13 protein-coding genes are annotated in these 12,165 nt (G+C 61.7%); 7 read left to right on the top strand and 6 right to left on the bottom strand.

Features of this window, described 5'->3' with window-relative positions; genetic code table 11:
- Positions 1–7 precede the first annotated feature (7 nt).
- From AC2444_RS29085 to AC2444_RS29075, 3 genes are read left to right on the top strand one after another with little or no spacing between them, the layout of a single operon-like run.
- Entirely contained in the window at positions 8–859 is an 852-nt protein-coding gene (locus AC2444_RS29085; protein WP_003555477.1) for an ABC transporter permease, read from the top strand.
- Between the two features lie 40 nt (positions 860–899).
- Entirely contained in the window at positions 900–1,883 is a 984-nt protein-coding gene (locus AC2444_RS29080) for an ABC transporter substrate-binding protein (RefSeq protein ID WP_113544853.1), read from the top strand.
- 9 nt (positions 1,884–1,892) lie between these two features.
- Positions 1,893–2,663 carry an ABC transporter ATP-binding protein gene (locus AC2444_RS29075; protein WP_003555479.1) on the top strand — a complete coding sequence of 257 codons (771 nt, stop codon included), beginning with the start codon at positions 1,893–1,895 and terminating at the stop codon, positions 2,661–2,663.
- A 90-nt stretch (positions 2,664–2,753) separates the two neighbouring features.
- On the opposite strand, the gene AC2444_RS29070 is transcribed toward AC2444_RS29075, so the two are convergent.
- Positions 2,754–4,568 carry a chloride channel protein gene (locus AC2444_RS29070; protein ID WP_128449413.1) on the bottom strand — a complete coding sequence of 605 codons (1,815 nt, stop codon included), beginning with the start codon at positions 4,566–4,568 and terminating at the stop codon, positions 2,754–2,756.
- Positions 4,569–4,769: 201 nt separating this feature from the next.
- Here AC2444_RS29070 and AC2444_RS29065 point away from each other — a divergent pair, with 201 nt between their 5' ends.
- Positions 4,770–5,204 carry a MarR family winged helix-turn-helix transcriptional regulator gene (locus AC2444_RS29065; protein ID WP_033184137.1) on the top strand — a complete coding sequence of 145 codons (435 nt, stop codon included), beginning with the start codon at positions 4,770–4,772 and terminating at the stop codon, positions 5,202–5,204.
- Between the two features lie 35 nt (positions 5,205–5,239).
- Here AC2444_RS29065 and AC2444_RS29060 read toward each other — a convergent pair whose 3' ends face one another.
- From AC2444_RS29060 to AC2444_RS29040, 5 genes are all read right to left on the bottom strand, one after another.
- Positions 5,240–6,148 carry a homocysteine S-methyltransferase family protein gene (locus AC2444_RS29060; RefSeq protein ID WP_128449414.1) on the bottom strand — a complete coding sequence of 303 codons (909 nt, stop codon included), beginning with the start codon at positions 6,146–6,148 and terminating at the stop codon, positions 5,240–5,242.
- Positions 6,149–6,270: 122 nt separating this feature from the next.
- Complete coding sequence (locus tag AC2444_RS29055) at positions 6,271–6,960, bottom strand: ABC transporter permease (RefSeq protein ID WP_113544855.1); 690 nt, start codon at positions 6,958–6,960, stop codon at positions 6,271–6,273.
- 12 nt (positions 6,961–6,972) lie between these two features.
- Positions 6,973–7,698 (bottom strand): ABC transporter permease, encoded by a 726-nt coding sequence (locus AC2444_RS29050; protein WP_128449415.1) that lies wholly within the window; start codon positions 7,696–7,698, stop codon positions 6,973–6,975.
- A 12-nt stretch (positions 7,699–7,710) separates the two neighbouring features.
- Entirely contained in the window at positions 7,711–8,484 is a 774-nt protein-coding gene (locus AC2444_RS29045) for a transporter substrate-binding domain-containing protein (RefSeq protein ID WP_003538444.1), read from the bottom strand.
- Between the two features lie 47 nt (positions 8,485–8,531).
- Positions 8,532–9,311 (bottom strand): ABC transporter ATP-binding protein, encoded by a 780-nt coding sequence (locus AC2444_RS29040; protein ID WP_128449416.1) that lies wholly within the window; start codon positions 9,309–9,311, stop codon positions 8,532–8,534.
- A gap of 163 nt (positions 9,312–9,474) precedes the next feature.
- Between AC2444_RS29040 and AC2444_RS29035 the strand changes: the two genes are divergently transcribed.
- The 3 genes from AC2444_RS29035 (at position 9,475) to mctR (ending at position 12,088) form a co-directional block, all read left to right on the top strand.
- Entirely contained in the window at positions 9,475–9,939 is a 465-nt protein-coding gene (locus AC2444_RS29035) for an Lrp/AsnC family transcriptional regulator (protein ID WP_128449417.1), read from the top strand.
- A 122-nt stretch (positions 9,940–10,061) separates the two neighbouring features.
- Positions 10,062–11,447: a two-component system sensor histidine kinase MctS gene (gene mctS, locus AC2444_RS29030; protein ID WP_128449418.1), complete on the top strand. Its 1,386-nt coding sequence runs from the start codon at positions 10,062–10,064 to the stop codon at positions 11,445–11,447.
- The gene (gene mctR / locus AC2444_RS29025; RefSeq protein ID WP_012760663.1) at positions 11,444–12,088 is read left to right on the top strand and encodes a two-component system response regulator MctR; all 645 of its coding nucleotides are present in this window, start codon (positions 11,444–11,446) and stop codon (positions 12,086–12,088) included. The genes mctS and mctR overlap by 4 nt, the downstream gene beginning before the upstream one ends.
- Positions 12,089–12,165 lie beyond the last annotated feature (77 nt).

Below are 12,165 nucleotides of genomic sequence, written 5' to 3'. Positions count from 1 at the left end.
GCGGTCGATGTCCTATGAAATCAACCAGGTTCTTCCGAGAAGCTTCGGCCGCCTGAAAAACAGCGAAAGCCATATTTCCACTCTCGCCTTGCAAGTGCGCGGGGTGCTCGCATCGCTTTTGCCCCGCTACGGCCTTCTCATCGGCTTCCTCGTATTCTGGCAGGTGTCGAGCACCAGGGGCTGGGTCAATCCCGCTATCTTCCCGCCCCTAGACGTGATCCTGTCCGCTCTTTGGACCAATCTTGCCAACGGCGCGCTGCTCGATGATATCGCCATCAGCCTGCAGCGATCCGGAACTGCCTTCGCCTTTGCCGTGGTGATCGGCATTCCGCTCGGCCTGTTCATGGGCCAGGTTCGTGCGGTCGAACAGGCGCTCGATCCGATCCTGCAGCTCTTCCGCCAGACCTCGGCGCTGGCGCTCTACCCGGTCTTCATCCTGCTGCTTGGTCTCGGCGAAACATCGAAGATCTTCGTGATCTTCTGGGCCACACTGTTTCCGGTGCTGCTTGCCACGATCGGCGGCGTCAAGGAAGTGGACAAGAAGCTCATCGAGATGGCGCGGACCTATGGCGCCGGACCGCTGACCATCTTCCGCCGCGTCATCCTGCCGGCGTCGGTACCGGCGATCTTCGTCGGCCTGCGTCTTTCGGCGACGACGGCACTTCTGCTGCTGATTGCCGCCGAGATGATCGGCGCCAACAAGGGCATCGGCTTCCAGGTTATGAATGCCCAGTACAATTTCCAGATCCCGCTGATGTTTGCAGCGATCCTTCTGCTCGCCTTCCTCGGGCTTGCCGCCAATGCCTTGCTCGTTCTCTTGCAGCGCCGTCTCTGCCGCTGGTCTCAGCCGAGCCGCTGACCTGCTTTCCCGATTTTGCTCTTCCGAAAGGTCCCACCAGATGACATTCCATCCCCGCCACCTTCTCCTGCCGGCAGTGATTGCTCTCGGCCTAACCTCACCCGCCGCGGCCGCCGACACGGTGAAGCTGCGCTATCTCGCCAGCCAGGGTGGTCTTGCCGCTCATGAACTCGCCGCCGAACTCGGCTACTTCGACGGAACGGGCATCACGCTCGAAAATGTCGGCTACGCCCAGGGCGGCCCGGCCTCCCTGATCGCCCTGGCATCGGGTGATGTCGAGATCGGCAGCGCCGCAACTTCCGCCGTCCTGAATTCGATCATCGGCGGCAATGATTTCGTCGCCGCCTATCCCTCAAACGGCATCAATAACGAGGTGCAGTCGACCTTCTACGTGCTGGAAGACAGCCCGATCAAGAGTATCAAGGACATTGCCGGCAAGAGCATCGCGGTCAATACGCTCGGCGCGCATCTCGACTATACCATCCGCGAAGCCCTGCATTCCGTAGGCCTACCGGCGGACGCAGCCAATCAGCTTGTCGTTCCCGGGCCGCAGCTCGAGCAGGTGCTGCGCTCCAAACAGGTCGATATTGCCGCCTTCGGCTACTGGCAGACGACCTTCGAAGGGGCTGCGCTGAAGAATGGCGGTCTGCGTCCGATTTTCGACGATACCGACGTGCTTGGAGACATCGCCGGGGGCTTCGTGGTCCTGCGCCGTGATTTCGCTCGCGAACATCCTGAAGCTGCAAAGATTTTCGTCGAGCAGTCGGCTCGCGCTCTCGATTACGCCCGCGAGCATCCGGAGGAAACCAAGAAGATCCTCGCCAAGGCGCTCAGTGAGCGTGGTGAGAACGCTGATATCGCACAGTACTTCCGAGGCTATGGGGTGCGTGCCGGCGGCCTGCCGGTCGAGCGCGACATCCAGTTCTGGATCGACGTCCTGGTTCGCGAAGGCAAGCTGAAGCAGGGCCAGCTGGCCGCCAAGGACATCCTCTTGACCGTCGACGCCAAGCCGGCAAGCAACTGAGGAATGATGATGAGCATCGCTGAGGACACGCGCCGCGGGGAGGTGACGATCCGTCACCTCTCCAAATCCTACAGGTTGAACGGGACACCTCTGCAGGTTCTCAGGGATATCAACCTCCACGTCCGCTCCGGCGAAAGCCTCGCCATCGTCGGCGCCAGCGGCTCGGGCAAGACGACCCTGCTCAGGGTTCTGGCAGGTCTTGAGGATTCCGACACGGGAGAGGTCCTCGTCGATGGCAAGGCGGTGCGAGGCGTCGGCACAGAGCGCGCCGTCATCTTCCAGGAACCGCGCCTTCTGCCCTGGCTGACCGTGCTCGACAATGTCTCCTTCGGGCTGGAAACTAGCGGCCTGTCGCGTGAGCAGGCGAGGGGACGGGCGCGCCACTATGTCAAGCTCGTCGGCCTGCAGCAGTTCGAGGCTGCCTATCCCCGGCAGCTGTCGGGCGGCATGGCCCAGCGCGTCGGCATCGCCCGGGCTCTAGCCGTCCAGCCGGAGATCCTGCTGCTCGACGAACCGCTCGGCGCGCTCGACGCGATGACCAAGATCGGCATGCAGCAAGAACTCGCACGGATCTGGCGCGATGAGGATGTGACGACCATCCTCGTCACCCATGATCTCGAGGAGGCGATCTATCTGGCCGACCGAATCCTCATCCTGCCACGGGAAAAGGGCGGCGAGCCGCGTCTGATCGAAATCGATCTGCCCCGTCCTCGCGACCGCAGCGCACCGGAATTCGTTCGACACCGCGAAGAGCTGCTGAACCTGTTCGGACTGCACTGACGTCTTCAAGCGTCAGCGCGCGCCGCATGGGACCTGATCCATGCGGCGCGCGGCAGTAGCAATAGCGATGCGGAGGACGCCCGCGGACCGCTACCGCGACTTGCTCTTCGAGCTGGCGGTGAGATACGGGCGCCGATCCAATTCCGCCGACCTGTAGGAACTGCGCAACAGCAGCAGATCCTTGCGCGCGATCAGGCCGCATAATTTCCCTGAAGTCGGATCGACGATCGGAATGCGTCCGTCGCCGGTCGACAGCATCAGATCGGCGATGAATGCGACCGTATCATCAGGGTGCCCCACCGGAACTGAATCATCCGTCACGTTTTCCGCAAGCGTCTGGCTGGCGAGGTCCGGGTTCCCCTGCCAGAGCAAAGCGTCGGCTCTCGATACGACGCCGGCCAGCCTGCCTGTCGCATCGACCACCGGATAGATCCGGTGCGTCTTCCGCTGCGAGGCGAAGAAATCGCAGGCCTCTCCCACCGTCATGGCGACGGAAAGCGTGTCGACATCGCTGATCATGATCTCGCTTGCGCGCGACAGTTCGAACGGGTCGACGCCATATTCGCGGGTGATGTGCTGACCGCGGCGGGCGATCTTCTCGGTGAGGATCGAGCGGCGCAGCAAAAGCACGGTGACGGCATAGGCCACCACGGTTGCGGCAAGCAGCGGAACGAGCGTGCTGACGTCGCCGGTGATCTCCAACGCAAAGAAAGTGCCCGTCAGCGGTGCACGCATGGTTCCACCCATCATCGCCGCCATTCCGAGCAGCGCCCAGAAGCCGGGATCATTGCCCGGCATGACAAGGCCGACCAGCCATCCGAGAGCCCCGCCGAAGATGAGAAGCGGCGCGAGCACGCCACCGGAGGTGCCCGACGACAGGGCAATCAGCCAGATGATGGTCTTCACCAGCAGGATCGACATGACAGCCGGGGCGAGCAGCCGGTTGTTGAGCAGGCCATCGATGATGTCGTAGCCGACGCCCATTGCCCGCGGTTCGATCAGGCCGCCGAGACCGATGACGAGACCGCCGAGCGCCGGCCACCACATCCAGTGGATCGGCAAGGCTTCGAACAGGTCCTCGATCCGGTAGAGCAGCGTCGTCAGCAATCCCGATTGCAGGCCGGAGATGATGCCCATCGCCGCACAGGCGAAAATACCCCACCAGGGCAAGGCCACCTGGAAGTGGGTCGGGAACAGCGGGCCGACGCCGAACAGCAGCGGGCGCCAGCAGATCGACACGCAGGCGGCAACGGCGACGGGAATGAAGCTGCGCGGCTTCCATTCGAACAACAGCAGTTCGACCGCCAGCATGACCGCGGCGATCGGCGAACCGAAGATCGCCGTCATACCTGCGGCCGCGCCCGCGACGAGCAGCGTTTTCCGCTCGGCCGCACTCAGGTGAAAGAATTGCGCGAACAGCGATCCGATCGCACCGCCGGTCATGATGATCGGCCCCTCGGCTCCGAACGGGCCGCCGGTTCCGATGGAAATGGCAGACGACAGCGGCTTCAGGACCGCGACCTTCGGCGACATCCGGCTGCCGCCGATCAGGATGGCCTCGATCGCCTCGGGAATGCCGTGGCCGCGGATCTTCTCCGACCCGAAACGGGCCATCAGTCCGATGACAAGTCCACCCAGCGGCGGAACAAGCACCACCCACAGCGAGCGCGGCACCGCAGCCAGAGAGGCAGGCTGGATGCCGATCTGCCCGAACCAGATGACATTCGTCACCAGCGCGATGAGGCTGACGAGACACCAGGCGGCAAACGCGCCGGCGGTGCCGACAATGATGGACATGCCGACCAGGAGGAGGACCCGCCTGTCGGTGGTGAAATCGCCGGCCTCGCGCCGGGAAAGACCGCCGGTGAAATCGTGCGGCCGGTTGTTTGGTGGATGCTGCGCCATGGAAGCCTCTGCTACGCCGGAATGGATACGCTTGAGGCGCGTCAATATATCGTGATACGATATAAATCAATGGGTGAAAGCATGAAGGCGAAAATGTCCCATGAAGATGCCTCACTTGACCGCCTGGCGACTGCCCATCTATTCGATGATGGCGGCATGGGCTGCCGACCCTGGCAGCCGTTGCGGCAGAGGAGAAGTGCTTTGAGGAAGACCGCGCCGCCGCTGAGACAGGAGGATTACGAGGCTCTCGCCGACCTCAGATTCGCGCTTCGCCAGTTCATGGACTTCAGCGCCTCGGCCGCCCAGTCGGAGGGATTGCCCCCGCAGCAGCATCAGGCCCTTTTGGCGATCAAGGGACAACGTGGCGATGCCATGACCATCGGCATGCTGGCCGAGCGGCTGATCATCGCGCCGCATACGGCGACCGAGCTTGTCGGGCGGTTGTCGGATGCCGGACTGGTCGAACGTCATGCCGATCCGGCCGACAGGCGCCGCCAGACGGTTCTTCTGACGGATAAGGCGGACGCGCTTCTGACGCGACTGAGCGCCGTCCACCTTTCGGAAATCAGGGAGATGGCCCCGAAGTTGATCGAGCTTCTGCTCGAGCTCCAGAAGACGGCGTCAAACACCAAATGACAATTGCGACATAGCCGATCTCCTGACGTGCCGCTTCAATCCAAAAGCGTCTTCTTCAGGCGATGGATATGGGCGGCGCCAATGCCGCAGCAGCCGCCGATGATGGTCGCGCCGGCCTCAGCCCAGGAGCAGGCATAGCGCGAGTAGGCATCGTCATTTAGGTCGTTGCGGGTCTTATGCAGGCCTTCATTGGCGGCTGCCTCGCCTTGCTCCCCTTCGAAGGCATTGGCATAGACGCCGATTTCGATGCGCGCGTCCATTGTCCGGAACACGCACGCCGCGGTCTCCACCGCCGCCTGCATGACCTCAGGCTTGCTGCAATTGAACAAGAGGGCTTCGGCGCCCGATGAACCCGCCCAGGATGCCGCATCCTCGACCCTTTCTTCGGAGCGCAGCTTCGGTTCGCCGCCCCTTATCGCTGCCTCGTCATCGACCAATGTGAACGAAATCCAGAACGGCTTGCCTGATGCCGCCACCGCCTTGCGGACAGCCTCTGCCTCGGCAATCAGGCTTAACGTCTCACCGAGCCATACATCGACGAAGGGAGAAAGATTTTCGACAAGCACCTCGAGATAATCCTGCACCCGTGAAGGCTGAAAGTTCTGCGGCTCGTATGAGCCGAAGATCGGCGGCAGCGAGCCGGCAACCAGCACCTTCCGATCCGTGACAGAATCAGCCGCCTCGCGCGCCAAGCGACCGGCGAGACGGATCAGCGCCGCCCCCTCCTTCCAGAACCGGTCCTCACCAATATGAAAGGGCACGAGCGCATAGCTGTTTGTCGTAACGACCTCAGAGCCGGCAGCGATGAATTCCTGGTGAACCTTACGGACGATATCCGGCGCATTGATCAGCGCCAATGCCGACCATTCCGGTTGTTTCAGCTCGGCGCCCAGCCGCAACAGTTCGCGGCTCATGCCGCCATCGAGAATTCGCATCGTGCTCATGAAGAGGTCTCCATTCAGGCTGTCGCGCCGTCAGCGGCGGCGGGCTTTTGCATAACAAAGGTGGGCGAGATGTACGTGGTTCGTGCGTGAGGGAACTCATGACCAGTTTCTTTGCCGTCGGCCTAGCGGCGAACCGGCACCTGCGCTTCGAGACTTCGGAAGACGCGGGCGATTACGGCGGTCAGCGCGAGATAGAAGAGGGTGACGACTAGCAGCGGTTCATAGACGAGCAGCGTGTCCTGCCGAACCTTGTTTGCCACGGCATAGAGATCCATCACCGTCACCGTAAAGGCGAGCGGCGTCGCCTTGAGCTGCATGACGATCTCTCCCGCAATCGTCGGCAGGGCGATGCGAATGGCGCGCGGCAGCCAGATGCGGCGGACCAGCATCCAGGGCGACAGGCCGAAGGCCCGGCCCGCTTCGAGCTCGCCCTTGGGAACGGCAAGCAGCGCGCCGCGCAACACCTCTGCCTCATAGGCTGCATAGTTCAGGGTAAAACTGACGGCGGCGAAGAAGAAGCCCTCGCGCAGGATCGGCCAGAAGAGGCTCTGGCGGATGCCGGGGACCATGGGCAGCAGCGAGCCCACCCCGTAGTAGAGAAGCCACAGCTGTATCAGCAACGGCGTGCCGCGGAAGAAGGTGCAGTAACTACGCGCCAGCAGCCGGGTCAGCCTGCCGCCGCTGACTTGCGCAAACGCCAGGCCTATGGCGATGGCGAAGCCGAACACCACGGAGATCACCAGCAGGCAAACAGTCTGCCAGGCGCCTGTCAGAAGCAGCGGCCAATAGGAAGAGATCCAGGTGAAATTCATGGGGCGCTTTCTTCAGGCAAGGCGCGGCTGCCCCCGCCGTACCCGTCCCTCGATCAGTTTGAAGACGACGTTGGAAACAAGCGTGATGGCGAGATAGAGAAGGGCCGAAGCAAGGAAAAAGACGAAGTAATGCTTGGTGCTTGCCCCGGCAAGACGGGTGGCGAGCGCCAGTTCCTGGTAGCCGACGACCGCGACCAGCGCGCTGTCCTTGGTGACCGACATCCATAGATTGGCAAGACCCGGCAGCGCGTTTGGCAGGAGCGCCGGCAGCAGGACCCGGCGGAACCTCAGCACCGGTCCCATGCCGAAGGCTTTGGCGGCCTCGATCTGGCCGACGGGAATGGCAAGGATCGCGCCGCGCAGCACCTCCGTCATGTAGGCACCCTGGACGAAACCCAGCACGGCTGCGGCCGCCACGAACCCATTCACATTGACCGGCGGCAGCTCCAAAGCGGCGAGCAGTCGGTTGAGGCCATCGGTGCCGGCATAATAGAGCCCGACGATCAGGATCAACTCGGGGACGGCGCGGATCAGCGTGGTATAGAGATCGAGCAGGAGGCGGAGCATGCGATTGCCCGAAAGCTTTCCCAGCGCGCCGCCCGTGCCGAGCAGCAGGCCGATCGCGAAGGCGCAAGCCGAGATGGCGACCGTGGAGACCGCACCTGCCAAAAGGACGCCGCCCCATCCCGGAGGATAGGGAGACAGCAGGTCCAGAATACCTTGTTGCGTGGTCGCCATCGTTCCGGCTGCTTACTTTGCGCCGTAGATGTCGAAATCGAAGTACTTCTTATTGATGGCGTCATACTGGCCACTGGCGCGGACAGCGGCGATCGCCGTATTCAGCTTGGCCTTCAGCTCAATGTCTTCCTTGCGCAGGCCGCCCGAAACGCCGGCGCCGAGAATTTCCTTGTCGTCGGCGACGTCGCCCATCTTGGCGCAGCAATCCTTGCCGCCATCGCTTTTCAGGAACGCGTCAAGCGCCAGTGAATCGCCGAAGACATAGTCGATACGGCCGGAGGCGAGATCCTGGAACGCTTCGTCGAGCGTCTGATAGGTCTTTTCCTCGGCAGCGGCGGCGAAATACTTCTTGTAGTATTCCGACTGGATCGTCGACACCTGGATGCCGATGGTCTTGCCCTTCACGTCCTCGGCAGTGGCGCCCGGTTTCTGATCCTTGGGACCGATCAAGGTGCTCGGTGTGTTGTAATATTTGTCGGTGAAATCAATCACCTTCGAGCGTTCCGCGGTGTTCGACATCGACGACCAGATCACGTCGAACTTCTTGCTCTGGAGAGCCGGAATGAGACCATCCCAGGAGATCTCGACGATCGAGCATTTCTCCTTCATCTCCTCGCACACAGCGTTCATGAGGTCGATCTCCCATCCCTGCCATTGGCCGGAGGCGTCCTTGGCGAAGAAGGGCGGATAGGATTCGTTCATGACGCCAAAGCGGACTTCGGCCTGTGCGGTGACGGCGGAAAGCACAAGTGCCGCGCCGGCGAACAGCGTGGGAAGCAGTTTCATTCGCAGGATTCTCCTGGTTTGTGTTGTCGATGAGAGCTCGATGCGCATCAGTGGGCGCTGAGGCCGGTGAACTCCCGGCAGCGGGCGCTGACGGGCGCCCCGAATATCTGCTCCGGCGGACCTTCCTCCTCGATCCGTCCCTGATGCAGGAAGAGAACACGGCTGGAGACATCGCGCGCGAAGCGCATTTCATGCGTGACGATCAGCATGGTCCGGCCTTCTTCCGCGAGATCGCGGATGACCTTCAGCACCTCGCCGACCAGCTCCGGATCGAGCGCCGATGTTGGCTCGTCAAACAGCATGACATCAGGGTCGACGCAGAGCGCCCTGGCAATCGCCGCGCGTTGTTGTTGACCGCCGGAGAGGAAAGCGGGATAGGCATGGCGCTTGTCGAACAGTCCGACCTTGTGAAGCAGGGCCTCGCCCTTTTCGATGGCCTCGCGTCGCGAAATGCCCATGACGTGCACCGGCGCCTCGATGACGTTTTCCAGCACCGTACGATGGGCCCAGAGATTGAAACTCTGGAAGACCATCCCCAGTCCGGTCCGTATCCGTTCGATCTGCCGCCAGCTGCGCGGCTGTAGCCGGCCGTCCCGCCCCATCTTCAGCGCGATCTCCTCGCCGTTCACGGCAATCCGGCCACGATCCGGCGTTTCCAGAAAATTGATGCACCTGAGAAAGGTGCTCTTGCCGGAGCCCGACGAGCCGATGATCGAAATCACATCGGACTTCTCGGCCTGCGCCGAAATACCCTTGAGAACCTCTTGCGAGCCGAAGCTTTTATGGAGATCTTCGACGCGAAGAGCAGGAAAGGGTTGATCTGGCATGCATGGTTCCGGGTGAATTGAGTTTGCGAAGGATAATGATAAAACAACGCGGCTTTTTCGCGCAGTTTTCATCTATTCTGCATATTTTATGCAAAATAATCTTCTTCGTGCGGCAAGTACGGCAGAATGCGCGAGTTGCTGCGGCGAGAACTAGGATTGGACAATGGAACAGCTGGATCGTTTTGACCGTGACATTCTCGATATCGTTCAGCGCGACTGCCAGCTGAAAGCCGAAACGATTGCCGAGCGGATCGGACTGTCGGTCTCGGCCGTGCAGAGGCGGTTGAAGCGGCTGCGCGAGGAAGGGATCATCAAGGCGGAGGTGGCCGTCGTCGAGCGCAAGGCGACGGGCACAGCGATGGTGTTCATCGTCGGAATGGAGATCGAGCGGGACAATTACGACGCGCTGGCGAAGTTCCGCCTCTGGGCGGAAAAGCAGGATCACATACAGCAGGTCTATTATGTCACCGGCGCAGTCGATCTGATCGCAATCGTCACCGCCCGCGACGTCGAGCATTATGACGACATCGCCGCACTGATCATGGCAGACAATCCGCAGATCCGCCGCATGCACACGAATGTGGTGCTGCGGGACGTCAAGCTCGGCCTGTTCGTGCCCCTGGACTAGCGCGCACGCCATGCTCCGTCGGCAGTGGTTCCGGCTGCCACAGATCGGGAACCGACAAGCCGCTGGACTCGCATTTGACAAAGGGCATAATTCCGGGCGCAAATTCTCGGGAGGAATGATCGTTGACGTTACGACACCAGATCATCGCATTGGCGATCGTCCCGCTCGTCATATCGATCCTTGCGATCACCACCTTCATCACCTGGCAATCGGCAAACCTCGCCAAGAACAGCATCGACACGTTCGAGCAGAACATGCTGAAGACCAAGGAAGCCGAGATCCTCAATCTGACCAACCTTGCCCTGTCCGCCATCCAGACGATCTATGACAATGCCGGTGCCGACGACGAAGCCGCCAAGCAAAAGGTGGCGGCGATCCTGACTTCGCTCGACTACGGCAAGGACGGATATTTCTTTGTCTACGATTATGACGGCAACAACATCGTCCATCCGCGCCAGAGTTTCCGGCATGGGCATAATTGGCTCGACCTCACCGATCCGGATGGCGACAAGGTCATTGCCGAACTGATCGCCACGGCAAGAGCGGGCGGGGGCCTGCATCAGTACAAATGGCAGAAACCATCGACCGGACGGATCGCCGACAAGCTCTCCTTCGTCGTCAGCCTCGACAAATGGCACTGGGTCGTGGGCACCGGTGTTTATCTGGATGACGTCTTTGCCCAAAGTGCCGCCGCCAACGCCGGAATGCGCGCCAACATAAAGCGGACCTTTATCATCGTCGCACTGATCGCCGTGCCTTCGGTGCTCGTCGTTTTTACCACCTGCATGCTGCTGACGTTCCATGAGCGTCGCATGGCCGACAGCCGGCTCAAGGCCCTTACGCAGCGGGTCATCGATACCCAGGAAGAAGAGCGCGCACGGCTTGCCCGCGAGTTGCACGACGGCATTTCCCAAAATCTCGTCGGCGTGCGCTATGCGATGGATCTTGCCGGCCGCAAGGTGAGGACCAATGTCGACGATGCAGCACTGACGATCGATCGCGGTGTCGAGGCGCTGAACGGCGCGATCAAGGAAATCAGGCGGCTGTCGCACGACCTGCGCCCGCGCGTGCTCGACGATCTCGGCCTGACGGCCGCGCTGGAGGCGCTGTGTTATCACTTTGCCGAGCGCACGGGCATCGAGACGAAGATCGACGCCTCAAGCTTCACCGACACGCTGAAGGCCGAAGCCAATACCGCGCTTTATCGTGTCACACAGGAAGCGTTCAACAATGTCGAACGCCACTCGGGCGCCTCCAAGCTTGCGGTCAAGCTCTGGAGCGACAACGGCCGCGCCCGCATGACGGTCACCGACAACGGCACTGGCTTCGACGGCGCCAAGGACGGCCTGTCCGGCAGATCGGGTCTCGGCCTGCGCAACATGCAGGAGCGGATGGCCCACTTCCGCGGCCTGCTGCTGATCAACAGCAGCGAGACCGGCACGACGCTGACGGCAATGCTGCCGAAATCGGCCAATCGTCCCGCCGACCAGCAGGCAGAAGCGGCATGACGGAACGCCCGAAAATCAGGGTGCTCTTGATCGACAACCACCCGCTGGTGTTGGACGGGTTGAAGGCCGTGCTCGAAACATTCGACCATATCGAAGTTGCCGGCACGGCCGGGCTCGCGCAAACGGGGCTGGAGATCGGCCGGCAAGTTCTGCCGCAGGTCGTGCTGATGGACATCAACATGCCGAAGCTGAGCGGCATCGATGCGATCGAGTTGTTCAGGAACGAACTTCCCCAGGCGCGGGTCGTGATGCTCTCCATGCATGACAGCCGCGAGTATATTTCCTCCTCGGTCATGCATGGCGCTGCCGGTTACATCCTGAAGGACGTTTCGACAGACGAGATCGTCTCGGCCATCGAGACCGTAGCGGGCGGGGGGACATATTTCTCGTCCGGCGTCTTCGACGCGCTGATGGGCGAACGCGCCGAGGAGGGTAGCGATCCCCTGACCCCGCGCGAACGCGACATTCTCGGGCTGATCGTTGCCGGCAGAAGCAACAAGGAGATCGCCGAAACGCTCGGGATCACCTCCGCCACGGCGGAAACCCATCGCAAGAACCTCAAGAAGAAGCTCGGTATCGCCACCACAGCGGGCCTCATCCGCTATGCGCTCGATCACGGCATCGTCTCGAAAACCGGGTAAATCGCGTCTACCCACTTCTGGGTAGGCCCCGGCATTTCAGCGCCGCGCCCATCTTGTGAGAACAAAACCACCGCCAT

It is taken from the genome of Rhizobium sp. WSM1328 (assembly GCF_057653715.1).
This window is presented reverse-complemented; position numbering and strand designations above follow the sequence as displayed.